The following is a 24,285-nucleotide window of genomic DNA, read 5'->3' on the forward strand; positions in this document are numbered from 1 at the left end:
GTCCCCTGTCCCCTACTCCTCGGGGGTCGTCTCCTCCCGGATGACCTGCTGGGCGATCCTGAAGGCCGTGTTGGCCGCGGGAACCCCGCAGTAGATCGCCGTCTGGAGGAGGACCTCCTTGATCTCGTCCGCCGTGAGGCCGTTGCGCAGGGCCGCGCGGACGTGGAAGGCCAGTTCGTCGTGGTGGCCACCGGCGACCAGGGCGGTCATGGTCACCGCGGAGCGCAGCCGGCGGTCCAGGCCGGGGCGGGTCCATACCTCGCCCCAGGCGTAGCGCGTGATGAGCTCCTGGAAGTCGCCGGAGAAGTCGTCGGCCGAGGCCAGCGCCCGGTCCACATGGGCGTCGCCCAGGACCTCACGGCGTACCTTCAGACCCGCGTCGTACGGGTCGGGGCGGACGGCGCCCTCCGAGGCCTGCGCGACCTGCGCGGCCGGGGCGATCTCGGCGACCGGGGCGACCGGCAGGGGCGGCGGGGCGAGGACGGGCTTGACCGGGGCGGCCTGGATGGCGTGCGGGCCGGTCTCGTGGGCCGGGGGCCACGCCGTGGAGAAGTGACGGACCAGGAGGTCGGTGACCGCCGCCGGCTGTTCGACCGGGGCGAGGTGGGAGGCGGCCGGGACCACCGCGAGGCGGGCGTCGGGTATCCCGGCGACGAGCGTACGGGCCTCGGCCGGGCCCGTGACCTGGTCGTCCGAGCCGACGAGGACGAGGGTGGGGACGCCGATCGCGCCGAGTTCCGTACGGACGTCGAAGGCGGCCAGGGCCTCGCAGGCCGCTATGTAGCAGCCGGGGTCGGTCGTACGGACCATCTGCACGGCCCAGTCGGTGATCGCGGGCTGCGCGGCGGCGAACCCGGAGGTGAACCAGCGCTCGGGCGACGTACGCGCGATGGGGTCCAGGCCGTTGCTGCGGACGATGACGCCGCGCTGGCGGAACTCGTCGGCGGTGCCGAAGCGCGGCGATGACGCGATCAGGGCGAGCGAGGCGACGCGCTGCGGGTGGCGCAGCGCCAGTTCCGTGCCGATCGCGCCGCCGAGGGAGCAGCCCGCGTAACCGAAGCGCTGCACGCCGGCCGCGTCGAGCGTGGCGAGGAGGCGGTCCGCGAGTTCGGCGACCGAACCGGCCGGGTGGGCGGGGGCGCCGCCGTGCCCGGGCAGGTCGAAGCGGAACACCCGCCACTGCCGGGTCAGCTCCGGTATCTGGCGGTCCCACATGTGCCATGTGGTACCCAGTGAGGGACCCAGGACCAGGGCCGGGGCGTCTTCTGGCCCGTCAAAGCGGTATTGCAGGGTGTTCATCGGTGTCTCACTCACCCGCCTGACCCTCTCATCTCTCACGAAACTCAACACGGCCGGGGTGAACGTAACGGGCTCTACCCCACTCATGACAGGAGCCGGCCCTGCCGAGCCCGCCGAGGCGGTCCGTCTATGGGCACTCCGGTTTGCAGTTGCGACCGAGTCGGCGGTGCCACCCACCACCTCGCGCTGCGAGGCTCTGCGAGTCACCGATCGACAGCCCCAGGGCTCATCCTTCCGCCTCGGTCGAGCCCCCGTGCAGACCGCCCCAAGTAGCGGCGGCCCCCCTGAGATCCTCAACATCCGGCTTGACATACCAGCGCTTTGTCGTCTTCACGTTCGTGTGTCCAGCCCACCGCGCGAGGATGTGGTCCGGGACGCCATTGTTGGCCAGGAAGGTGAAGCACGACGAGCGCGCATCATAGAGCCGTACACGACGCAGCTCCAGTAGCTCCATAAGCCGGTACGCACGCCGCCGAAGTTGCTTGATCGTGAAGGCTTCTCCCGACTCATGCACCAGGACGTAGCCGGACGGCGCATACACCTCCCCCAGAGCGAGTCGCTCCTCAGCCTGCAGAGCCCGGAATGCCTTGAGAGCACTCAACACCAGAGTTGGCAGCGGTAGCTCCCGCTCGCCGGCAAGTGACTTGGTGTCCTTCTCCACCACGTACCGATTACCCATCATCGTGCGGGTGTTGGCTATGACGATCGTGGCCTTCTCCAAGTCAACGTCTTGCCACCGAAGGCCGCAGACTTCAGCTGGACGCAGCCCCATGAGCGAAAGAAGAAGTGCAGCATAAAGACGCTCACCTTCAATACCTTGAATGAACTTCTGAACTTCAGGGACGTTCCAGGGTGGAACCTTCTCTTTCGTCTTCCTCTCCTGCTTGCGCGCTCGCCGAGGTATCGTCACATACGCGGCCACATTGACATATACCAATCGCCGGGTAACCGCCCTTCCGAGCGCTTCTTTCAAGCGAGCAAGACTCATATCCACGGACGTAACACTGAGGGGACCTCCTGCCCCTTTTCCTCGCACACGGCCATGCGCGAGGGCCCAATCCCGCCATTCCTCTACGTGCTCTTCAGTGAGTTCCTGGAGCCCGATATTACCGAGCCTCCCGCGGACCCTATCGAGGGTAATCTTGTAATTGTATATGGTCGTCTCCTCTAGATCCTCCGTCTTCATGGCTAGCCATCGGTCGAGCCACTCGTTTACCGTCATCTTGATGGGTGGAACAAATGTCCCCTCGTTCCGCCGGTTAGCTATCTTTGCGTACTCAGCCCTCGCTTCCTTCAATGTGTCAAAGGTGCGCATTACCTGCTTACGCTTCCCAGAATCCGGATCAACACCCACATCGACAACGAATCGGTATCTAACCTTTCCTTTCGAGTTCGGCGGGAGCCTCTTGATGAGATCAGACAAAATATCCACCCTCGCGATCGAGATTAACGAAAATTCCGCACACAAGCCGTCGCGCCAATTTCCAGCCAGAAGGACGCAGATTAGATTATGCGCAAGATCGGCCACTTCCCTAACGGCTAGCCCGGGTGTATAAGTGGCGCCTCCCTCTCGGCCAGCGGCTTTTGCGACGGCACGCCCTCGCGGAGCTTTCGCCTTTTCAGGCCAGTTCGTCCCATGCTGATGGTTCGAAAACATCGCGTAGAGCCGCTATCGCGGCAATGCGGCATGCTCACGGACCTGTCGCAGATCAACGATGGTGCGGCGGCCATGCGTCCCATAGCGCTTAACGTGGCCGCGCGATACCCAGGTGCGAACCGTGGAGTCTGATATCCCGCACTCACGTGCAGCGCTGGCGATGTCCATCAGCAGCGCATCCTCAGGTGCTCCTGAGACATCCGGCAGCAGCAACGCATCCCAGGCTGGAACGAGTTCCAGGGTCGTTGTCTTGGCCATGTCGCCCGGGCGTGTGCCGGGACGCTCCCGCCGCGGTCCAGGTTCTACGCCATGGACTGGCTGAGCCGTGGCAAGGCGATTGGGGGGGACGCTTTCGGTGGCGGTCGCGTCGGAACGAGACGGATCTCGACGCTGCTCGACTACTGAACCCTGTGCAGGGAGGGCCGCCAGGTGCAGCATGTGTGCCACGACGATCGGCGGGACGGCCGAGGTCGCGGCGACAAGGAAAGAGGATGTACCCATGTAACCCGCCGTGATGAGATGCGCGACGACCTGAGCCGCCAGGGCGAGACACAATGCAACGGCCGCGCCGACTAGGGCGCTGCCTCGGCCAGCTGCGCCGAAGGGGCGAGACGCCGCAATCACCGCTGCGACGGCGGCATATACCGATAGGGAAACCGGCATGAGCCAGGCGACGGCCGGGCCCCAGCCCGCGAGACGGGCGAGTTCGTACTCGCCGGGCGCAGACATGGCTAGTGCAGCAGTCAAGACAACGGGGCGGCCGGTGGTGGAAGCGAAACGGGCGTACCAAGGCATGGCGGAAGACACGAAGGACCTCACGAGACGAGACAAGCCGCAGGCGGCGAAGGAGAGGGGAGGCGGGTGCAGACCGTCAGGAGGCGGTGACCAGGCGCGGGTGCATGAGACCGCGCAGCACGCTGACGTGCTCGCGAACCGCAATGCTCATCGAGGCCGTGACCGGGAGCCGTGTGCCCTGGCCGACCAAGCGGCAGCTGCGGCAGGTGCCGGTCTTCGTCCCGCGAGGAAGGGGGTCTCGACACTCGGAGCACTCGCCAAGCGGTTGGGTAGCCGGGCCGGGCGCGCGGCGCCCTCGGGGGGCAGGCAGTTTGCGGCGGAGCCGGTCGGCGAGAAGCGCGCGCGGGCTGTGAATCGCTGACGGGAGGCCGGCCACGAGCACGGATGCGACCTGGGCATCAGTGAGGCCGCGGGCACGCCACGGTGCCAGCAGCGGCGCGAGCGCCAGTACGTCCGACATGCTCAAGGCAAGACGCCCATCGAAGCTGGCCAGAGAAGCCAATAGGCGCTCGCCAGATCCCATCGCCATGGTCTCCGTGCCCTGCAGGGCTGCCGGAGCGGACGCCTGCGGCTCCGTCGAGCCCGTCGCCGGGTGGGTGGGTTCTTTCTCCTGGTGTTCTTCCCCTTCAGGGGAGCTTCCCGCCTTGCCCGCGCCCGGTCTACCGGCTCCCGCCGACACGGGAGCCGGGGGCGTTGCGGGATGTGCAGCGTCGGGAACGTCCGTGACGTATGTGGAAGTGCTGATTTGTCCCGTGCAGTCGTCCCGCAGGGTGCGACGACCGTAGTAGCCGTGAGCGATGAGCTCGTCCAGCGCCTTGGCGATGCCCCGCCGGCCGACTCCGGGGTTCCGGTCGGCGAGGGTGCGGACATCCTCACGGGCACCATCAGGCAGGGACAACAAGTAGCTGAGCAACCCGCGGGCGGTGAAGCTCAGGCGCCGGTCCTGGAGCACGTCGTTGCCCAGCACCGTGAACGCGCGTCGGCGCGCTGTACGATGGATTCGCACTGAAGACTTTCCTCTTCGGTGTCGGACCCCGGAGCGTTGGCGCGCTGCCGGGGTCACCTGTATGGGGTGATGTGGCAGCGAGAGTAGCTTGCAAGCGCGCCCTTGATCCAGTGCCAATTTCCTTTGCAGGCCACCGCTTCCAGGTCCTCCCGCCTTTCCCTTCTGCCACCCTCGTCCATTCCTCATCCAGCGGGTCACTGCGATACCCCAGCCACGCTCCAAGTATTGGAGATCCACTTGGGCATGGGACTCGTGGGACGCCGAGGCCGCGACGTCCAGCTACTGATGGCGTCCCGCCGAGTGCGGCGCCGTTGCACGACCGGGGGCACGACTGAGCTACTGAACCATGCGATAGCACCTATCAGCCGGAGTAGAGAGTGCAATCGAGTACCGCAGCCGAGTAACGCGGGGCCGCCTCAACTTCGTAGGGGTATCGGGTTCGTAGAGAGGGCGGGTATAGGCGGAGCCGGCAGTGTGCCTGCCGCTGCCCCCCCCCAGAGCTCCATGGAGCGTGGCCTCGCGAGCGAGCGAGCGAGGGCTGGGCTGGGCTGGGCTGGGCTGGGCTGGGCTGGGCTGGGCTGGCGAGTGTGGGCACGCAGGTGCCTGGCCTAGACCCCCGAGACGGGCGCAGTCAGCCCCCACATCCCAATCCCAGGCAGATTGTCAACCCCTCCCACCACGCATCCAGCAGACGGGGTCCTCGATCACCAGGGCCGCCGGCTCCACCGCAAACCACCAAGATCGCTTAGAAGTCGTCCGCAGCAAAGTCTGCGATGGGGCGATACCCGATCCGCTGGTAGAGGCTGTTGCTGGTGGGATTGGACATGTCCGCGAAGAGGAGCACCTCTCTCGCACCGTCGGCCAGCGCGGCCCGGCTCACTTCGACGGTGGCGGCGCTGGCGTAGCCACGGCCTCGCAGGTGAGCGGGGGTGTACACGGGGGCGACGCGGATCTGGCCAGCGACCATCGGAGTGCGGCCGGCCATCGAATCGGGAGTGCCGTCCGGTGTTTCCCACAAGGTGATGCGTCCGTGGGCGATGCGTGTGTCGGCCCACGCATGGTTGTCCTCTGCGGGAATGCCTCCGATGTCGGTGATGAACTCGCAATGCCAGACCATGAGTTGGTCGCGATCCTCCGCGTTCGCGATGCGCGCCCGGCCCTGCGGGAGCGGTTGCGGGGGTGTGAGCGCATCCAAGCGATACAGGCGCTCGCGCTCGTGCACCGTGGGGACCGCACCGGTGTACCGCTGCCACGCCTCGGTAAATAGGGCCGCCGTCCTGTGGTCCGCGTTGACCCCGGTGAGTGGGTAGCCGAGGCCCGCGAGATGAGCGGCGAGGGTGTCGGCTTCGTTGCGGGTTAAGAGGGTGGGGGTCAAGCGGCGGGGCAGAGTGTGGAAGAAGGCTGCTCCGGCCTCGCCCGCCCTCTCCAGCACGCCAAGCGTGGGTGCGGTGACACCGTACGTATCCGGGCCGCGTGTCCTCAGAGCTTCGGTCACGGACAGCGGAACGGTGTGCAGGGCGGGACGCGAGTGCAGGAAACCTTCGGCACAGGCTAGAAAATCATTGACGTCTGTGGTGAGGTGCCAGTCATGTGGGCTCATACCCCATGCTCGCGCGCCTTCTTCCGGCCCCCACCGGGACGACGAACCCGCCTCAACAGAGCTCACCCAGAGTGCAGTTCAGCCGCTCCTCGAGAGACTGTGCCCTCCCGAACCCCGGCCGCAGCAGCGACAAGCCTGATCCCACCATGCCCCAGCGACAATGCCTCCGCACCTATAGCCAGCCGACGCTGACGCTCATCCAGATGCGGCAACAACACCTGAAACTTCACCGCTAGGACGGCCTCGATCCCCTCCGGTCTCCCCATGCCAGAACAACGAGCCCCGCAGGCGGAAGCCACGACTTGTTTCCCGGCAAGCCCTTATATGCAGGTTCCCCCAACCTCATCGCATGAAAGAGGCCGTACTCGCTATCGGCACCGGAAAGCCCGGCGACGTCGGTCCCTTCGGCTCCTGCGGCGCGGGTCACGACGCCGCCGAGGAGCCCATGACGGGGCCACGACAGGAAGGGATCATGCATGGCCACGCGCCACGACGTACATGCAAACTCATCACCGCCTATGCGCCAGGCGGTGATCCTCTCAGCCGACATCGCAGGCCGCGGTCTGCTCATCACCGGGCCAAGCGGTGCTGGGAAAACTGACCTCGCCCTGAAACTTGCCCGGCAGCTCCCTGCCCGTGTCATCACCGTCGACCGCGGCATCATCGGCCACGACAAGGACCATCTGGTCGCCGGGACGCTGCCATTCGGAATGAACATCCACCGCGACACCCTTCGGGACCTCGGCTGCATCGACGCCGTCTTGAGCCGGTACCCGTCGATGAACGGCAAGCACTACCTACCCGCCGCCGACGCCATCTGCCACTGCCAGATCAGGCTCGTTCCCCGCACTCGCATCCACGGACTCGTCCAGCTCGCGCCCGCAGCGGCAACGCCCCAGTGGCACGGCCTCAGCGTGGCGCGCCTGACCCGCACCCTGCACGCCGCCGACACCACCAGCACCGACCCCGGCTACTAAACCGACTGGCTCGGGCTGAACACCGACCAGGCGCTCGCGCCCCTCCAATCTAGCCGCGCCACGACCGGAATGGATGCTGCGCTACCGTCCAGGCCATCCGCTTCCACACGCCTGGCTGAGGGCCATCGCCCAGACGCTCGGCGCCGAAAACCCCAACTGCTCCGGACCATTACCCCCACACGACGAATTAGGTTGGGCACCGTGACGACCAAATGCAGCATCGAGTGCTGGATCATCAGCCCTGCCCAGGACGTCCTCCTCCTTGAGGTACCAGCCCGGGAAGGCAAGCACGAAGCGTTCTGGCAGCCGATCACCGGCGGTATCGAGGCCGGCGAAACCCCACTCCAGGCCGCCTTCCGTGAGATCCGCGAAGAGACCGGACTGGACGTCACCGACACCGACACCGAGCTCACCGAGATCGCCACCGACCTGACCGTCGTCATCTCCCCCGAGCTGACCATCAGCAAGACCCTCTACACCGCCCACACGCCAGAGACCACAGTCACCATCAACCCGCACGAGCACCAGGCCCACCAGTGGCTCCCGCCTGCCCGCGTCGCCGAGGCCCTGTTCTGGGACAGCAACCGCGACACCTGGAAGCTCGTCAGCCAGCACCACGGGTACGACGACAGCCCCGAGCACGATGCACAGTGACACCCAGGCGGGGATCGAGGCGGCCCTCCGCTGCCGTCTCACCCCGATCACCCATGACCAAGGGCCCCACAAGAACACCCACTACAAGGGCGCCACAGCTGACAACACCGCCCTCTTCGTCAAGGTGATCGACGACCACCCGTCCTACTACACCGCAGAAATCCGCGCACAGCACCACCTCCAAGCCTCCGGCATCCCCACACCCCACCTGGTCGATCACGGCGTCCTCGACGACAAGCGCCGATGGCTGGCGTACAAATGGCACGAGCTGAAGCCTTTCGCCCCCTCCCCAGACCACATCGCGCGTGCCGGGCGCCTCTTGGGCGACCTCCACGCGGCAACCAGCGAAATCCAGGACGATCAACTACGCCGGTACGCCGATGTATGCGAACTCATCGCGGATAAGATCGCGCTCATCGCCCGGTTTGACCCACCGCTGTCCGACCGGGTCCAGAAGATCAGCGACCGACTCTTCACCCATGGTCACACGACCGTTTCTGGAGGTACCGTGTGCCTCCTTCACGGCGACATGGGCTGGCGCAACCTCCACATGGACCACCGCGACCAGATGTGGCTGCTCGACTTCGAACATGCCGCCATCGGTCATCCGCTCCTGGACTTCGCGAAACTGTGGGACCGCGAACTCCACGCCCCCGAGGACCGCGAAGCCTTCCTCCGCGGCTACAGCCAAAGTGAGGCTGGGCGCGTAGGGCACAACGAGATCGACGCTGTCCGACTGTGGGCTGCAGCCGGGATTTTCCCGTATGCCCGACCCCGCGAAGATCATGACTTTGAACGCCACGCCTACGCCATTCTGGACCGGCTGGAACATCTCGGGTGAACGTCCGCGCGGTCAGGCATGCGAGAGCGCGTCATCTTCATGGCTCGCGGCGCAGGATGCGCCGTTGGCCGATGGCTATGCCGGAGCCCGCATTCCCGTCACGGGGCGGGAACCAACCTGAATAAGCTCGAAGTGTTCTTGTCCCAGCCATCGTCACAGGGCCTCCCCCTCCAGAAGGCTCGGTTCCTTCCTGACGGAGTGGTGGGGTACTCAGTCCGTCTCAACAGGGTCAGAAGCCAGCGCCTGCGCAAAGGAGCGGGACTCAGGTCCAGCAAGTTAACAACGGAGAGGTGGCGGTGAGAGATCATCTCCAGTCGTAAGGCCGTCGTCCAGGTCTCGTACGCACGGCTCGTTCTGCCAGGGAGCGGCCGCCCGGTTACAAGAGCGGGAGTCAACGACTCTCTCCATGCGACGCCTGATCCAAAAGATGCAGCACAGCCACGCGGACAACCGAAACCCTTGCGCGCCGAATCACAGGAGACCCTCCAATACCCTTCGACCCGCTGCTACGGTCAGCCGCATGACGCTGTCAGTCCCCGCTGGCCGCTCGGTTGACCTACGGATCAAACCGGTTGATGAAATCCTTGATCGTGTTGAGCACTGTCTACAGGTGCGTCTGGCCCGCGAAACGCTGGTCCGTAAGCGGCGCTCGGTGGGTGCTCGGACTGATCGTGACTCCTGGGTCCGAGTTGAGCGGCGATTGCTCGAGAAGATCGGTGATCAGGGCTGGAACGGCATCGAGCGTGCCGCCCGCCTCGACGACATCGCACAGCCTGTTTGGCAGGAGTGCCTCGTGTGGCGAGATCCGAATGAGCCTGTGATGTGGCGAGCCGACGAGACCACCCTCCTGCCATCACCCCCGATCGGCACTGCCGTGCTGAGTGAAGACCCACAGCTTTCCGACGAGTGGTGGCGCGCGTTCAATGCATCACTGGATGCTCTCGCGGCTCAGCAAACGCGGCGAATCGCAACGCCGGACACCCTCCCGATCACCCAGACCCTCGTCACCAAGTCCATCCAGAACGGTTCTCCGGCGGCTTCGACACCACAGTTGAGCGGTGGGTTTCTGCCCACGCGGACTTGAACTGGGCCAACATGACGGGCCCGACATTCTGTCTCTTCGACTGGGAAGATTAGGGCAGCGCTCCCGTGGGGCTCGACTCCGCCTCACTCTGGGAAGTTCCCTCGCCATCCCAGCTCTCGCTGACCGTGTACGTCACGAGCGGCGCCGCGACCTTGACAGCCGGGATGGCATGTTGATGACCCTGTTCATCTGCTCGAAGATCTTGGGGCCAGATGCGCACCCCGAAGACCCTCGCCTGACGCCGGCTCGCCGTATGGCGGAGCAGGTTATTGAGAAACTTCAGACACGGTGAACGCGCTGTCGGCCTCGCAGAAGTCTCCGGTACTCGTGCCGTACACGCTCGTCGGCTTCGGCACTCAAGGCAACAACGAATTCACCGAGGTATGCGGGGGGCATCGGGGCCCACGGCCACTCTGCCGACCCGAGGCAGGCACGAACCCTCGCAGTCGAGCGCCATCCGGGCTGCTCTCAGCCCCGGGAGGGGGCATGAGAGGTCATCGTGAATAACCGAGGCGCTCACCAAGGCCAGTTCTGCCAGATGTACATAGAACGGCAAAGTGCAAGTTCTGCGCATGCTGTCTTAGCACCATGCTCCAATGCGGCCGGAACCTGGGCATGGCCACGGCCACGACGTACCCTCGGACCGTGATGGCGATCGGGTGGGCCTACGACTTGGCAAAGGAACTGCTCAGCGAGACCCTGCCGCGGCGGTGGGCGCACACGCAGGGCGTGGCTACCTGCGCCAGGCGGCTCGGGCCTGTTATGGGGGAAAGGGCCGAAGTCTTGGAGGCGGCCGCCGTGCTGCACGACATCGGGTACGCGCCGCCACTCGTCCACACCGGCTTCCACCCTCTCGACGGCGCACGCCATCTCCTTGCGGCTTGCGTGGCAGACGATCGAGTGGTGCGGCTGGTGGCGAACCACTCCTTCGCGCTGCTCGAGGCCGACGAGCGTGGGCTTCAGGCGGAGCTGGCCAACGAGTTTCCGTTGCTCGATGATCCACTGCTCGTGGACGCCTTGGTGTACTGCGACATGACCACCACGCCGGATGGCGAGCGTACGACGTCCCAGAAGCGGGTCGCCGAGATCCTGGGTCGCTACGGCGAGGACAGCGTCGTTGGACGGTTCATCCGCCGGGCCGCACCCGAGATCCACGAGAGCGTGGGCCGGGTGCAGGCGGCGGCAAGCGAGCTGGGCATCGTGCTCTGAGCAGCTATCCGAGGTAGGGGTAGGTGCCGGCCAGGTAGTCGCCGATCTGTTGGCGCATGCTCGGGTGGATGTCGTAGTCGTCGAGGCTGTCGGGCTGGACGAAGCGGACCCCGTCGGCTTCGTCGTTGATGGTGGGCTCGCCGCCGATGGGGCGGCCGATGTAGGTGTTCTCGTACTGCTGGCGGATCTCACCGTCGGTGTAGGCGACGATGTGGTGCGGGTTGGTGTAGACGCCCAGGAAGCCGGTGATCTCGGCAACGATGCCGGTCTCTTCCTCGCATTCGCGGACGGCGCACTGGGCTGCGGTCTCCCCGATGTCCTGGGCGCCTCCGGGCAGGGCCCATTGCCCGGTGTCGCGGCGCCGCTGCAGGAGGATCTCGCCTGCGTCGTTCACGACGAGCATGTTGCTGGCGGGGATCAGGGTGTTGGCCTTGGGAGCCTTGGGGTCGTTGTAGTACTCAGTCCTGCCCACTGCGGTGGTGCTCCTTGCTGTCGGCGTTGTCGGGCGCCCAGAGGCGTGCGGTCTTCCAGACCGCCTCGAAGCTCTCGTCGTACCGCTCGAACCACTCGGCGTTGGCGGTACGGCGGAGCTGGAAGAGCGGGTTCGCGCTGGCTGGCTGGCCCCAGATGTGGGGGTTCACCAGGAGGTGGTCGTCGTAGCGGAAGATCGAGTTGTACAGCGTCGTGTCGTGCAGCCGGACCTCGCAACCTGGGTGGCCGACCAGGCTCCGGTAGTAGGTGAGCGAGGCCCTGATCTTGGCGGACAGGGTGTCTCCGATGCCTTCCTCGCGCCCGCGGATGCGTACGGCCTCCCCTTCCGGATCCCCGAAGCAGAGCCGTACCCGTACGCCGGCCTGCGCGCGTTCTTGGAGCATGCGCGCGATGCGGGGGTTGGTCTGGGCGAAGAAGGTGCCCGAGTACACCAGAACGTCGACCTGCTTCATCGTCCCTAAGAGCAGGGAGATCCAGACATCGCGGGGGACGCTCGCCCGGTTCGGGTAGGTGTCGACGATTTCGGACTGGGTGGCTCCGAAGCGCGACGTCTTCTGGTCCGCGTCCGGCCACAGGTAAGTCTCGTCCACCCGGAGCAAGTTGGTGATGGTCCAGCGATGCCGGCGGTGGGGAACCCGTCCGCCGACCCAGCGACTGGCCGTCTTGGGATCGACGGAGCAGGCTTCCGCCATCTCTTCTACCTTCAGCCCGCGTTGTACGAGTGCGGAGCGCAGTCGCTCATTCACTCAGGTAAGACAACCGGACCCCTGTGACGGCCGCAAGACCATCTTCCGACATCCGGTGGAGGGTGGGACCTGCCTGTCTGCTTACGCTGACGGTGTGCCACTCATCGTGCTCTGGGATATCGACCACACACTCATCGAGAACTCCGGTGTCAGCAAAGAGATTTACGCGGCGGCCTTCGCCGCAGCCGCCGGCCGCACGGCCGTTCACCCGGCCCGTACGGAAGGCCGGACCGACCGCCTGATCCTCGCCGAGATGTTCCGGGATCACGGGATGCAGCCGCAGCCGTGGGAGCAGATTCTGCCGGCGTTGGAAGCCGCGGGCGCCGGGTGCGAGGCGGATCTTGCGCGACGCGGCCGGGCCCTTCCCGGTGTGCGTGAGGCCCTCGTGGCGGTCGCGGATGAGCCCGGCATGATTTCGTCCGTGCTGACCGGGAACATCGCCGCCAACGCCCGGGTGAAGTTGCGGGCCTTCGGCCTGGACGTGCTGCTCGACATGGAATGCGGGGCATACGGCGAGCAGTCGGAGGACCGAGCTGCTCTGGTGAAGGTGGCCCGCGACCACATCCAGGAGGTCCACGGACTTCCGCACGACACTCCTGTCGTACTCATCGGAGATACCCCTCGCGATGTTCAGGCCGCCCTCGACTCCGAGGCGCACGTCGTCGCCGTCGCCTCCGGGATCCACAGCACCGAGGACCTGAGTGCGGCGGGAGCGTCCCTGGTGCTCCCTGACCTGCGTGACACCGCCGCACTGCTGGACCATCTGCGGTCGCTGGCCCCGTAGCCGACTGAAATCGTCCCAGGACGTCCCCGAGAGATCCCAGGACGGCGTTCGGCGTCCTCGCATATCGCGAAAGTCTCTGCGTGTCGTCGGCGGCGGAATTCCTCCACGGGCCGCCGACGGCCACCCCCCTCCGGCGGACTGGACGGAGCACGCGCATGACGGCATTACTCAGTGGGCAGACCGGCATGATTCCCACGCTTGAGGGCGTGGAGAGGCTCGCGGCCCGGTACCGCGTACCTGTCGAGGACGCGCTGCTCATCGCGATCAACCTGTACGGCATCGACTCGGACACTCCGCGCCACCGGGCCCGAGTCCAGGTTCGCCTGGCGAGCGCACCCTCGGTGCCCTGGCAGCTCATAGTCCCTCTGAACGCATCTGCCTCTCCATTCCGGCTCAAGGATGGGCAGTTGACGGTGGCGGGTGGGTCGGTTGGCACGGTGGAGCGCATCGATGCGGACGAGGCCGTTGGCGGGTACTTCCGCGATGGTGGAGCGGCCCTCACGCTCAACCCGAATGCGCGTAGCCGCTGTGTGGGGTGCGCCTTCTGCCCCAACACCCTTGAGGCCGCTGCCGATCCGAGGCTGTCGGAGGAGCGGGACTTGCGGGAGCTGTTCGCGGCGCTCCGTCAGCAGCACCCGCGGCACGATCTCACGGAGCTTCGCGAAGTGACCGTCTCCACTGGCTGCTTCGAGCGCGAGGCGGCAGCGGTACAGCATCTGCGCTCCCTGCGGGCCGTGCTCGCCGAGCACGATGTGGAAGCGCGCATTGGATTCCTGACCTCGGTCCTTGAGTCCAGGAAGGCATTCGAAGAGCTTGCCGCTGACGTCACCCCCTTCGTGCTGCGACTGACCGCGGAGTGCTTCACCCGCCGGGACCTGCTGCTCAAGGCCAGCAAGGCGGCCCTCGCCGCATCCGAGATGCCCGGCGTGCTCAGCCGGGCCCTGGCCGCCGGTCACGGCACGTCGTTCACCTACATCGTGGGGCTGGACAGCCTTGACGCGCTGCACGCGGGCGTCGGCGCGCTTGCTCCGTACGTCACCGAGTTCCCCAACTTCCAGGTCTACCAGGCCCATAACTCGGTCATGGCCGGCCTTCGCACTGCCGGAGCCCGGGACCTGGAGCACTACCTGCAGGCCCGCGTCGTGATCGAGGACATCATGGGCCCCACGGGTCTGCGTCCTGCGGCGTGGGAGTGCTACCGGCCGCTGTGGTACTTCACCTTCGCCTGCGAGCCCCTGGTCGGCGTTCGATGACCGAGACCGCCATCTTGGCCGATGCCCTGTGGAGAGCCACCGTCTATGCCTCGGTCTGCCAGATCCATCTTCGGGACAATGTTCTGCTCAGCGAGCCGCTGTCCGCCGAGCACGTGAAGGAGCGACCTGCCGGGCACTGGGGCACCGTGCCCGGCACTGCGTGGGCCCTGTCCCATGTCGTGCTTGCCGCCGGACAGCTGGACCGGCGCGTGGATCTGGTGCCGCTCATCGGGGCCGGACATGCGGGTGTCGTGCAGCTCGCCGCTTCCTGGGTCACCGGCGAACTGGGCAATTTCTATGGTCTGTTCGGGCCGGACGAGGAAGGACTACGTCAGCTGGCCCAGGCGTTTCCGGACGTGCCCGGCCTCGGCTCTGAGGTCGCTCCCGCTCTGCCCGCCGGAGGGTTCCTCGGTGGGCGGCTGGGCGGCTGTCTGCCCTTCGCCCAAGGTGCTGCGCTTGACGCCCCTGGCAGGGTTGTCGTCCCGATCATCGGCGACGGGGAGTGCGAGACCCCGACTACATCAGCCGGCTGGCTGGGGCAGAGAGCCCTCGCCGACGCTGCGGTGTTGCCCATCGTGCACGTCAACGGCTTCCGTATGGGTGGCCGGTCCGTCCTTGGCGAGATGAGCGACAACGAGCTGCACGCCTACTTCAACGGCCTCGGCTGGGCGGTCAGGCTCGTCCGCGTCGTGACGGGCTCTGCGCGGGAGCACACCGACTTCCAGATGACCTTCTGGGACGCCCTGGAAGGCACGCTTAGTGGGCGGCGTACCGCACTCGTCCTACGCTGTGTGAAGGGATGGGGCGGTCCTGCCTCGCTCGGAGAGCACGTCCTGCTGGGTACGTCCGCCCTGCATAAGACGCCGCTGGTCAGCCCGCGTACCGATCCTGAGCAGCTCGCACGGCTGGGGCACTGGCTCGCCTCCTACCGGCCCGCGGAACTCTTCGATGCCGACGGCCGGGCTCGGGGAGATCTTGCGGAGGCCGTGGCCACGGCCCGTTGGTGCTCATTCCCTCCAGCGGAGCGGTCGGCCCCGGAGGAGAAATCCTTGCGGAACCAAGGTGGCGGCACATTCAGCGAGGCAGTCACTGGCATCGTCAAGCGACATGCTGCGCGCGGGGACTTCCGGGTCTTCAGCCCGGACGAGCTGTCCTCCAACCGACTCCCTGACCTTGTCGGCGAGCGCTGGACGCACGAACTGCTCGCTGAGGAAGTCCTGCTGGAGTGGCTGGCAGGCTGGACATCCAGTGGACGACGCGGCGTGGTGATTTCCTACGAAGCGTTCGCGCCCCTGACGGCCAGCGGTCTGGTGAGCCACATCAAGCAGCGGCAGTTGGTCGGCGCGAAGCACCTCCCGAGCCTTAACCTGCTGCTCACGTCTTACGGTTGGCACAACGTCCACAGTCATGGTGACCCGTCCCTGGCCACCACGCTCCTGGGCCTGGGCGTTCCTTCGGTACGTGTGCTGACACCGGCCGACCCGGCCAGGACCGCAGCCGCCCTGGACGAGGCATTCGACTCTGTCGGCAAGGTCAATCTCGTCGTGGCCGGCAAGCACACCCGCACTGCTCACCCTATGGCGACGATCGAGGAGGAGCACGAGCGCGGTCTCGCCATCTGGCCGCACTTGAGCGACGACGGGGAGCCCGACCTCACGATCGTCACCGCAGGGGATATTCCGGCCGCCGTCGCAGCGGATGCGGTGGCCCACGTCCGAGAACGCCATGGATGCCGTATTCGTGTTGTGAACCTGCTCGACCTGGCCGTGCTCGGATCCCCCCAGATCTGGGGAAGCGGCCTCAGCGCCCGCGAGGTCGACCACTATCTCGGCGCTCACGCCGCTGTCCTCATCCTCACCCTCGGCCACCCCGCCGCGATCTGGGGCCTCCTGGCCGGACGCCTCCAGCGCCCCGTCGACATCATCGGATGGCAGGAACCATCCGGTCCGCTGCCGCAGCAGTTCCTCGCCCACACCCTCGGCATGGACCGTGCAGGCGTGGAGCAAGCCGCCGGCCTCTTGCTGAGGACCCGCGAGGCGGTCCGATGACCTCGTCGACCATCGAGCGCCTAGAGATCACCCAGGTCCACGAGGGCGTCGCCCCAGGCGACGACGCCGTCTTCGTCGAGGTCCACGGCGGCGGGCTGGTCGGCAGCTACGGCCCGGTCAGCGAGCGGATCGGCAGTTATGCGAAGGACACACTGGCATCCGCCGTAAGGGGCGCCGACGCGACCGACCACCGTGACCTACTGGAGCGGATGCGCGCTACGGCTCGCACCACCCCGTCGGACAGCGCATCGTGGGCGGTCGGCGCAGTGGACTGCGCCGGCTGGGACCTCCACGGGCATCTCGCTGACGGCCCCGTTACCTCCCTCCTGGCACCTACCGGATCGCAGCCTTCCGTGGCGGCCTACGCCTCGTGGCTCTCCCAAGACCTCGCCAAAATCGACGACTTCGACAGGTTGCGCAGGGTCGCTGCGGGCGGCTGGAGCTTCACCAAGTGGGGGCTGCGCCGAGCGCCGAGAGACACATCCGACGCGGCCGCGATGCATATGGCACAGGCAGTGGAGCGATGCGCCCAGGTCCTCGGCACGGCGCTCGCGGTCGATGCGGTCGGCACGTGGACCCCGACCGTGGCCATGGCGTTCGCGCGGATCGTGGACACGACCGGTCTCTGCTGGCTCGAGGACCCGCTGCCGCACCATGACCTCGACACCTACGAACTCCTCGCAGCGACTCGCCTGCCCTTGGCTGTCGGCGAGCGCGCGCACTGCGACGAGGACCCTGCCGGGCTCATCCAGTACGTCAGGCCCCGAGCTCTGACTCTCGACGTCGTCGGCTGCGGCGGGCTGACCCGTGCCCTGCAGATCCTCGCAGTGGCCCGGGCTGAAGAGATCCCCATCTACCCGCACGGCCGCTCGCTCGTTCCCGGTCTCCATCTCGCGGCCGCCTTCCCCGACGCCGTGCCGACCATCGAGTACCGGCTCCAGTGGGAGCCGCGGCGCCAACGCCTTTACCGCCTACCGCTTCAGCCCGAGCACGGACACATCCACCTGCCGGACACCCCAGGTCTCGGCACAACCCCGAGGAGCACACCATGGCCAGCACAACGCTGAACGTCTTTGTCCATGGCACGGTCACCCACGGTCCGGAGGGCCCGCTGCTGGTGCTCTCCGGGCGGCTCGACGGACACGACACCTTTCTCAGGGGCAACCTGGAGCTGGCAGGGAAGTTGGTCCCGGTCCGCATCCTGACGCTCGACGACGTCACGGTGTTACGTCCTGTGGACCACTCAGCAGCTCCCCCGGCGGGAACCAGGTGGCAGGGAACGCTCCACCTGCCCCACGGACTGCGCCCGCGAACGGTGCCACCGGACCTCCAGGACAGCGCCGTACGCGAAGGACGGTCCTTGACGACATTGGACGAGGCGGAACTGCGCTACGTCCTGACCTTCCTCTCCGAATCCACGACGCCCACCATCCGGCGGGCCCGCGTCGAGGCCATCGTCTCCGCCCTGCCCATGGCCGCGAGGAGCACTCAGTGACAACAACTCCCCCTCTCCTGGTCACGGTTGATGTCGGTGGAACGCTCGGGATCGCCGAGGGACCCGGACTGACGATGCGGCTCGCCGAGGCATCTCCACTGTCCGCGGTACGTGCCCGCGAGGTCATGCGGACCAGCCTGCACACCCAACCGGCGCTCACCGACACCGTGGTGGCAGAAGTCTGCGAGGCGCTGGAGGTGCCGACGGACGCCTTTCCCCGCGATCTTCCTCCGGCACCGTTCCGGCTCTTTCCCGAAACGATCGAGGCTCTGCGCCGCGTCAGCGCCGTGGCCACCGTGGTGACCCTGTCCAACGTCACGTGCGTCGACGCCGACACCGACGGACTGCGCGGCCTGCTCTCGCCCTGGGTGAGTGACTACTTCCCCTCCTGTCGCATCGGCCACACGAAGCCGGACCCGCGCGCCTTCCACGCCGTTGTCGACCAACTCGGCGTGCGGCCCGACCGCGTGATCCACGTCGGTGATGACTGGACCTGCGACATCGTGGGGGCTGTCGCATCAGGTATCAGAGCCATCTGGATATCTCGGGGACGCCAAGTCCCCGACGATTCCTTGGTCGTTGACCATGGCGTACTTGTCGCCGCCGACCTGGCGGCAGCTGCCACGCACATCACCCAACTTGCAGCAGGGAGCCTCCAATGAGCCTCTTCACCGGAACCACCACCTACTACCGCCAGTTCCGCCCGGGCATCCCCGCCGATGTGGCGGCCGTACTCGACCAGGCAGCACCCGCACGTCCAGACATTGGTCGGCGGCTCCTGGACGTCGGCACCGGAACCGGTCTGGTGGCCGAGGCCCTCCTTGACCGCTTCGACGACGTCATCGCCATCGACAACGACGCCGACATGCTCGCCGCCGCCGAGTCGGCGCTGCGGCCCAAACTGCCCGCGGGCTCCCACCTGGCCCTCGTGGAGAGCACGGCTGAGGACTTCACCCCGCCCGCCGGCTGGCAGGCCGAACTCGTCACCATCTGCCGGGCGTTCCACTGGCTCGACCAAGCCACCGTGCTGAACCTTCTGGACAGCCAGGTCGCCCCCGACGGCGTTGTCGCGATCTTCGGAGACAACAGCTTCTGGGCGGCTGGCAGCGACTGGAAGGAAGCCGTGCGGGATGTCGTCAAGAGCTTCCTCGGCGAACAGCGACGCGCAGGGTCGGGGACCTTCCAGCACCACAACCGGCCCTACAGCGAGATCATGGAGGAATCGCCCTTCAATGAGGTCGAGGAAGTCCGCGTACCAGTCGAGCGCACCTGGAACGCCGAGAGCATCCTCGGCTATCTCTACTCCACCTCCTTCGCCGCTCCCCACCTCTTCGGCGACCGGCTCAAGGAGTTCGAGGCCGCCGTGAAGGTCCGGCTGACCGACTTCAGCGACAACGACACCTTCGCCGAGGAGAACGAGTTCCTCATCCGTCTCGGCCGGCGTGGTCACGATGCCGGCTGACGATCAGGAGCGGTCGTACGGAAGGCTCACCGCCCCACGGGTCACGGCGGAGCTGACCGAGCAGTCGATCATCTGCCTGCCGGTCGGGTCCCTGGAACAGCACGGCCCGCATCTGCCCCTCAACACCGACACGGTCATCGCCGAACGCTTCGCCGCCCGCCTGGCCACCCACGTCGCGGACCGGCACGACCTGTGGGTGGTGCCGACCGTGCCGTACGGGCTTTCCCCGGAGCATGCGTGGTCACCCGGCACGATCACTTTGACCATACCGCTCTACGTCAGCCTGATCGAAGCTCTGGTGGCGGAGTACCTCCGTGCCACTCCGGCGCGGACGGTTCTCCTCGTCAACGGGCACGGCGGGAACAAGGGCGTCCTTGAAGCCCTCGTCCATCAGCTCCAACGCACGCACTCCGTGGCCACCTGCGTGGTCAACCCCGGCTCTCTCGCCGCGGGGCAGCTGAGTGACGCCGGCGCGTTCCCCGAGGTCCACGCCGGCATCCGGGAGACCTCTCTCATGCTCGCCCTCGCCCCCGATTACGTGCGCCTCGACCTCCTGCCGAACGACGCCCTGCCCAGCTCCAGCCAGCAGGAGGCGGAGGTCCAACGCCTCGTCTTCGGCCGAGGCGCGACCTGGCCCTGGTCCTCGGACAACCCGGCGATCTCCGCCCACGGCGTCATCGGCGGCGACCCGCACCAGGCCACCGCCGCGCACGGCCAGGAACTCGTCACCGCGGCCCTGAACGTCTGCACCGACATCCTCGGCCGCCTCGTCCCGCCGCCCGACTGACGTACGGAGAATCCCCATGCATCTCACGGCTGAAGAGAAAGCCGCCTTCAAACAGGACGGCGTCCTGATACGACGCGGCCTGGCCACCCCCGACCAGACCAAGCGAGCCATCGCCCTCATCGACGAGGCGTACCGCAAAGACATGACCGCCGACGACATACCCGCCTACTCCCAACGCACCTTCGCCCCTCACCTGGGAGACAGCGCTGAACTACTCGCGTTGTACACGAAGACCGGTGCGGCCGACCTCGCGACCGACCTCCTCGGCGCCACCACCCCAGTCAGCACCACCCAGACCCAGATCCGCGTGCCCGAAGCCGAGTTCCCCGGCGTGCAGCAGGAGAAGGCGATGCACGTCGACGGCGTCTCCTGCCCCCACCTGGACCCCAAGGAGCTGCGCACGTTCTCCCTGCTTGTCGGCGTCGTCCTGTCTGACATCAGCGACCCACAATGCGGCGCGCTGCACTACCTGCCCGGCGGGCACCTCACCATGGCCCGCTGGTTCAACCAGAAGTGGTCACTCGGCCTGACGGACCAGGTCCCGCCCGAGATCGACCGCGAGCGCGGCGTCCCGTTCCTCGGTAGGCCCGGGGACGTACTGCTCATGCACCATCTCGTCCCCCACACCGTCGCGCAGAACCTGATGCCGTTCCCCAGGGTGATGGCTTACTTCCGCATCTCCCACCCCGACCACGCGAGCCGCCGGCTTGAAGCCCTGCGCAACCCCTGGCTCGACTACCCACCGCTGGCCGAGATCCCCTCGGCTCCGACCTCTCAGGAGCAGTCCCATGCGCATCGTCCGCCCCACTGAGCTCGACTCCGCGGCCCGCGCCATCGAGGCCGGAGAGCTAGTCATCGTCCCCACCGCCCGCTGGTACATGATCTGCGCCGCCGCGAGCAACGCCGAAGCATCCGCCAGCATCTTCAAGGGCAAGAAGCGCCCCAGCAGCAAGTCCCTCGCCTACGTCGCCCCCTCCCTCGCCGTCTGCGAGCAGCACTTCCAACTCAGCGCTGAGGCACGGAAACTCGCCGAGATGTTCTGGCCCGGCGACCTCGCACTGCTCCTGCCGTGGCGGAACCCGGAAGACGCGGCCCGGCACGCCGCCGTCGGATCGCCAGCGCTCACCACAATCGCCCCCGGAGTCCTCGGAGAACTGGCCGCAAGGGCGAAGGTGCCCATCGCCGCGACCACCGCCAACATCTCCGGTAACGCGGGCCCCGACGACCTGGGCCCCGCCGTAACCCTCGAAGAGGTCCACGCTTTCTTGGCCGCCTCCGGCCTCCCCGTCTCAGTCATCGTCGACGGCGGAGTGTGCCCAGCCGCCAACCACATGACGATCGTGGACTGCTTCACCCCCGAAGCGAAGCTCGTACGCACTGGGCTGGTGCACCAGCGCGCCGTCACAGCGGCGCTGGGCCGGGAGGTGAGGGCTTCCTGATGCTCTTACCTACCCACACAGGGGTGGTGGCCATCGACAAAGGCAGCGAGATGACGAAGTGCTTGTGATAGCCGCCGTCCACCCAGGTCTTGCGGATCGTGGGATCGTCGGCGGCGAGCAGGTGGGTGCCAGCGATGGAGTCCTGGACGCCGGCCGCAGTGACCAGGACCGCCAGCAGCAGGCCGAGGGTCGAGATCGCCCCGAATCTCGCGCGGCCGACCATGACCCCACGGAGCCAGGACGTCCTCACACGACGGACACGTCAACTCCCCGTGCCGCAAATGCTGTTCCACCTAAACGACATCGGTATCGACGACGAGTACGTACAGCCTCCTGGAGAGGCCCGTCCTCTTGACGCGCCTGCTGTCAAGAGGAGCTACACGGAAACGTGGAGACAGTTTGTACGCGCACGGTACTCACGTAATGAGATCTTGACATTGCGCTCGGTTGCCCGGGGTCCACCAGCTCCAAGGTGCCGAACGTGCTGAATGTCCGTCATATCGCTTGCCTGACAGCTAAAAGGGAACCGATGACCCAGGAGCAGGATCACGCAGTGGAGCGCACTCTCGTACTTCTCAAGCCGGACGCGGTGGTCCACGGCTTCGCCGGGAAGATCATCAGCCGGTTCGAGGACGCTGCATTGAAGATTGTCGGCGTCAAGATGAAGAAGATAACTGCTTACATCGCGATCAGTGAAGTCCGCCGCCGCATCACCAAGTTGCCGCGGTGGCTCTGTTCGGCGCCGAAGGTGTCGCTGGCCTGATCGCACCAGATACGGCACGGGATTCCGCCAAGGTGATCTCCGTGCCGCGCCCCGTCGTTCCCGACGGGAGAAGACCCGATCATGTCTCAGAGCTAGAAGAAGACGGCCCTCCCTCCCCGGCTCGGGGCGGAGTGGACGGCGATGCGGACGGCGCGTATTTCCGTTGCCGCCGACGTGGCGCGTGCCGATGATGACGGAGTCCAGCGCGATGTCCACGCATCGGTGCTCGTTCACGAACCGCCCTGCCCGGCCCGGCCGGTGGCGACGGCGGTCCGCTGGCCGGAGGCATCACCCGTTGGTACCCCTTGACCAGGTGGCCAACCCCGGTCCGTTTGCCGCGCGACGTTCTGGGCCAGGTCTTCCGCCAGCTGCTTCCTGCTCTCACCGGAGGCACCGGGAGACGCCTTGAATGACGGGGCCACGACAGGAAGGGGGAGTTGACGAGTACACACCAGGAGGTGAACGCCCGGTCTGCGCCACCCGTGCGCCAGGCAGCGACCCAAGCAGGCATCCGCCAGTGCGGCCCTCGTGGTGAATCGTCATGACACTGCCAGCCGTCCACAGAATCGTGGCCACTACCGACAACGCCCTGGAGTTCTCGCATGTCCAATGTGGTGCAGACAAATCCGCTCGCTCCGTACGTCCGCAGCGACCTGCCCGGCCGCTTCAATGAACTCGACGTGCTCAGGCGGCACTGGGCTCGGTTCGCTGCCGTGTCCCAGGGTGCGGTTGTTCCCCCGTACGAGGTCTTGATTCATCCGTCGAGCGGATGCAATCTGCGCTGCGCCTGGTGCATCGGAGACCACGTGCCCGTTGAGCTGTGGGACGAGCAGCGGGAGCAGTTGGTGATGCTGGACGCGGCCAAGGACGCGGTGGACCGGCTCCCGGACCATCTGGCGAGCCCGAAGAACATGCTCAAGCTGATCGGTGACATCGTCGACTACGAGGTTGAGGCTCCCTATCGGCAGGGCGGCGAGGACCGCTCCGATGTCTTCAAAGTGGAAGCCGTGTCGTTCTCGGGACTGATCGGCGAACCGCTCGTCGCCCGCAAGGCACTGATCCCGGCATTCGCCCTCCTGGCCGAACGCGGAATCCGCTACGGGATCTTCACCAACGCCGTACTGATGGACGACGCCTGCATAGAAGCTCTGCTCCCCGCGGGATACGTGCACATCAGCATCGACGCCGGCACACCAGTGACCTACGCCAACCTGAAGTATGGCGGCCGCAAAGCCGGCAAAGTCATGTTCGAGCGCGCCATGGCCAACCTGACGCGGCTCGTGCAGCGCCGAGCCGAAACCGGATCGGAAGTGGAGATCAACACTTCCTTCGTCATGTATCCCGAGAACTACCACGAGGTGTACACGGCCGCCCGCCTGATCCGTCAAGCAGGCGCCAACAGCTTGCGCTTGAAGCAGGACAACTCCGGCGAACGTCCGCTGACCCCCGAACAGGCGAGTCATGCCTCCCGGTTGATCGAGCAGATCCGCAGTGACCTGACGACCGACACGTTCCGGCTGCTTGAGATCCACAGGGTCGGCCAGACTGCCGAGATGGCGCGGACGTGTTCTACGTGCTCGATCACCGATCTGATGGCCGCGGTGGGCTCGGACGGATGCCTGTACCCGTGCAACTACCACCCCCGGCCTGGCGGCTCTAGCTACGGGAGCGCGTTGGAGAAGTCCTTCGCGACGGTCTGGGAGGGCCAGCTGCGCCGAGAGTTGCGCAGCCAGCTTCCGGTGATCTGCCCCAAGGTGTGCGACCCGTTCAAGAACCGCTCGAACCGACTTCTGGCAGAAGCCAAGCAGGTCGTGGCGACCAGCGGAATCGACCGTCTGGAGGGACACGTGGCCGACTTGGTCGACGGCGGCGCCTACTTGGTCGAGAGGTGACC

At 66.5% G+C, this 24,285-nt stretch carries 22 protein-coding genes and 4 pseudogenes; 17 read left to right on the plus strand and 9 right to left on the minus strand.

What is annotated here, in order from left to right; translation table 11 throughout:
* Nucleotides 1–12: 12 nt before the first annotated feature.
* From pcaC to ACIBUY_RS03380, 6 genes and pseudogenes are all read right to left on the minus strand, one after another.
* A complete protein-coding gene (pcaC, locus tag ACIBUY_RS03355; RefSeq protein ID WP_399151569.1) occupies nucleotides 13–1,314 on the minus strand; it encodes a 4-carboxymuconolactone decarboxylase in 1,302 nt (433 codons plus the stop codon).
* A 211-nt stretch (nucleotides 1,315–1,525) separates the two neighbouring features.
* Complete coding sequence (locus ACIBUY_RS03360) at nucleotides 1,526–2,722, minus strand: site-specific integrase (protein ID WP_365577703.1); 1,197 nt, start codon at nucleotides 2,720–2,722, stop codon at nucleotides 1,526–1,528.
* Nucleotides 2,723–2,968: 246 nt separating this feature from the next.
* On the minus strand, nucleotides 2,969–3,214 hold the full coding sequence (locus ACIBUY_RS03365; protein WP_365577705.1) for a helix-turn-helix domain-containing protein: 246 nt from the start codon (nucleotides 3,212–3,214) through the stop codon (nucleotides 2,969–2,971).
* Nucleotides 3,215–3,827: 613 nt separating this feature from the next.
* Nucleotides 3,828–4,718 carry a helix-turn-helix domain-containing protein gene (locus tag ACIBUY_RS03370; protein WP_365577707.1) on the minus strand — a complete coding sequence of 297 codons (891 nt, stop codon included), beginning with the start codon at nucleotides 4,716–4,718 and terminating at the stop codon, nucleotides 3,828–3,830.
* 784 nt (nucleotides 4,719–5,502) lie between these two features.
* Nucleotides 5,503–6,357 carry a GNAT family N-acetyltransferase gene (locus ACIBUY_RS03375; RefSeq protein WP_399151570.1) on the minus strand — a complete coding sequence of 285 codons (855 nt, stop codon included), beginning with the start codon at nucleotides 6,355–6,357 and terminating at the stop codon, nucleotides 5,503–5,505.
* 65 nt (nucleotides 6,358–6,422) lie between these two features.
* Nucleotides 6,423–6,623 (minus strand): annotated as a pseudogene (locus ACIBUY_RS03380) (ISAzo13 family transposase); the annotation flags it as partial.
* A gap of 210 nt (nucleotides 6,624–6,833) precedes the next feature.
* Between ACIBUY_RS03380 and ACIBUY_RS03385 the strand changes: the two are divergent.
* The 5 genes and pseudogenes from ACIBUY_RS03385 to ACIBUY_RS03405 all read left to right on the plus strand — a co-directional run bounded on the left by ACIBUY_RS03385 (nucleotide 6,834) and on the right by ACIBUY_RS03405 (nucleotide 11,122).
* A complete protein-coding gene (locus tag ACIBUY_RS03385; protein WP_399151571.1) occupies nucleotides 6,834–7,334 on the plus strand; it encodes a hypothetical protein in 501 nt (166 codons plus the stop codon).
* A gap of 201 nt (nucleotides 7,335–7,535) precedes the next feature.
* Nucleotides 7,536–7,988: an NUDIX domain-containing protein gene (locus tag ACIBUY_RS03390; protein ID WP_399151572.1), complete on the plus strand. Its 453-nt coding sequence runs from the start codon at nucleotides 7,536–7,538 to the stop codon at nucleotides 7,986–7,988.
* Nucleotides 7,978–8,829, plus strand: a complete 852-nt coding sequence (locus ACIBUY_RS03395; protein ID WP_399151573.1) for a phosphotransferase — start codon at nucleotides 7,978–7,980, stop codon at nucleotides 8,827–8,829. Before ACIBUY_RS03390 ends, ACIBUY_RS03395 begins: the two co-directional genes overlap by 11 nt.
* 520 nt (nucleotides 8,830–9,349) lie before the next feature.
* Nucleotides 9,350–10,205: pseudogene (locus ACIBUY_RS03400) on the plus strand (hypothetical protein).
* 356 nt (nucleotides 10,206–10,561) lie between these two features.
* Nucleotides 10,562–11,122 carry an HD domain-containing protein gene (locus ACIBUY_RS03405; protein ID WP_399152151.1) on the plus strand — a complete coding sequence of 187 codons (561 nt, stop codon included), beginning with the start codon at nucleotides 10,562–10,564 and terminating at the stop codon, nucleotides 11,120–11,122.
* A gap of 4 nt (nucleotides 11,123–11,126) precedes the next feature.
* Here ACIBUY_RS03405 and ACIBUY_RS03410 read toward each other — a convergent pair whose 3' ends face one another.
* Together ACIBUY_RS03410 and ACIBUY_RS03415 are read right to left on the minus strand one after the other, a co-directional pair.
* A complete protein-coding gene (locus tag ACIBUY_RS03410) occupies nucleotides 11,127–11,594 on the minus strand; it encodes an NUDIX domain-containing protein (RefSeq protein ID WP_365577717.1) in 468 nt (155 codons plus the stop codon).
* Nucleotides 11,581–12,204, minus strand: coding sequence for an XRE family transcriptional regulator (locus tag ACIBUY_RS03415; RefSeq protein WP_365577719.1), 624 nt, complete (start codon nucleotides 12,202–12,204; stop codon nucleotides 11,581–11,583). The genes ACIBUY_RS03410 and ACIBUY_RS03415 overlap by 14 nt, the downstream gene beginning before the upstream one ends.
* Before the next feature lie 250 nt (nucleotides 12,205–12,454).
* Here ACIBUY_RS03415 and ACIBUY_RS03420 point away from each other — a divergent pair, with 250 nt between their 5' ends.
* The 10 genes from ACIBUY_RS03420 (at nucleotide 12,455) to ACIBUY_RS03465 (ending at nucleotide 21,628) form a co-directional block, all read left to right on the plus strand.
* Nucleotides 12,455–13,144: an HAD family hydrolase gene (locus ACIBUY_RS03420; protein WP_399151574.1), complete on the plus strand. Its 690-nt coding sequence runs from the start codon at nucleotides 12,455–12,457 to the stop codon at nucleotides 13,142–13,144.
* Nucleotides 13,145–13,299: 155 nt separating this feature from the next.
* Nucleotides 13,300–14,397 (plus strand): hypothetical protein, encoded by a 1,098-nt coding sequence (locus tag ACIBUY_RS03425; protein WP_399151575.1) that lies wholly within the window; start codon nucleotides 13,300–13,302, stop codon nucleotides 14,395–14,397.
* Entirely contained in the window at nucleotides 14,394–16,445 is a 2,052-nt protein-coding gene (locus ACIBUY_RS03430) for a hypothetical protein (protein ID WP_399151576.1), read from the plus strand. Before ACIBUY_RS03425 ends, ACIBUY_RS03430 begins: the two co-directional genes overlap by 4 nt.
* Complete coding sequence (locus tag ACIBUY_RS03435) at nucleotides 16,442–17,512, plus strand: enolase C-terminal domain-like protein (protein WP_399151577.1); 1,071 nt, start codon at nucleotides 16,442–16,444, stop codon at nucleotides 17,510–17,512. Before ACIBUY_RS03430 ends, ACIBUY_RS03435 begins: the two co-directional genes overlap by 4 nt.
* A complete protein-coding gene (locus tag ACIBUY_RS03440; protein ID WP_399151578.1) occupies nucleotides 17,494–17,940 on the plus strand; it encodes a hypothetical protein in 447 nt (148 codons plus the stop codon). The genes ACIBUY_RS03435 and ACIBUY_RS03440 overlap by 19 nt, the downstream gene beginning before the upstream one ends.
* The gene (locus ACIBUY_RS03445; protein ID WP_399151579.1) at nucleotides 17,937–18,602 is read left to right on the plus strand and encodes an HAD family hydrolase; all 666 of its coding nucleotides are present in this window, start codon (nucleotides 17,937–17,939) and stop codon (nucleotides 18,600–18,602) included. The genes ACIBUY_RS03440 and ACIBUY_RS03445 overlap by 4 nt, the downstream gene beginning before the upstream one ends.
* Nucleotides 18,599–19,402, plus strand: a complete 804-nt coding sequence (locus ACIBUY_RS03450; RefSeq protein WP_365577733.1) for a class I SAM-dependent methyltransferase — start codon at nucleotides 18,599–18,601, stop codon at nucleotides 19,400–19,402. The genes ACIBUY_RS03445 and ACIBUY_RS03450 overlap by 4 nt, the downstream gene beginning before the upstream one ends.
* Nucleotides 19,392–20,189, plus strand: a complete 798-nt coding sequence (locus ACIBUY_RS03455) for a creatininase family protein (protein ID WP_399151580.1) — start codon at nucleotides 19,392–19,394, stop codon at nucleotides 20,187–20,189. The genes ACIBUY_RS03450 and ACIBUY_RS03455 overlap by 11 nt, the downstream gene beginning before the upstream one ends.
* Nucleotides 20,190–20,205: 16 nt before the next feature.
* Nucleotides 20,206–21,000, plus strand: coding sequence for a phytanoyl-CoA dioxygenase family protein (locus ACIBUY_RS03460; RefSeq protein WP_365577737.1), 795 nt, complete (start codon nucleotides 20,206–20,208; stop codon nucleotides 20,998–21,000).
* Nucleotides 20,978–21,628, plus strand: a complete 651-nt coding sequence (locus ACIBUY_RS03465; protein ID WP_365577739.1) for a Sua5/YciO/YrdC/YwlC family protein — start codon at nucleotides 20,978–20,980, stop codon at nucleotides 21,626–21,628. The genes ACIBUY_RS03460 and ACIBUY_RS03465 overlap by 23 nt, the downstream gene beginning before the upstream one ends.
* 52 nt (nucleotides 21,629–21,680) lie before the next feature.
* On the opposite strand, the pseudogene ACIBUY_RS03470 reads toward ACIBUY_RS03465, so the two are convergent.
* Nucleotides 21,681–21,851 (minus strand): annotated as a pseudogene (locus ACIBUY_RS03470) (IS5/IS1182 family transposase); the annotation flags it as partial.
* A gap of 306 nt (nucleotides 21,852–22,157) precedes the next feature.
* On the opposite strand from ACIBUY_RS03470, the pseudogene ACIBUY_RS03475 reads away from it, so the two are divergent.
* Together ACIBUY_RS03475 and ACIBUY_RS03480 are read left to right on the plus strand one after the other, a co-directional pair.
* Nucleotides 22,158–22,301: pseudogene (locus ACIBUY_RS03475) on the plus strand (nucleoside-diphosphate kinase); the annotation flags it as partial.
* Between the two features lie 692 nt (nucleotides 22,302–22,993).
* Nucleotides 22,994–24,283, plus strand: a complete 1,290-nt coding sequence (locus ACIBUY_RS03480) for a radical SAM protein (RefSeq protein ID WP_365577742.1) — start codon at nucleotides 22,994–22,996, stop codon at nucleotides 24,281–24,283.
* Nucleotides 24,284–24,285: the final 2 nt, after the last annotated feature.

Origin of the sequence: Streptomyces sp. NPDC050085 (assembly GCF_044460595.1) — a bacterium.
Taxonomy (GTDB): domain Bacteria; phylum Actinomycetota; class Actinomycetes; order Streptomycetales; family Streptomycetaceae; genus Streptomyces.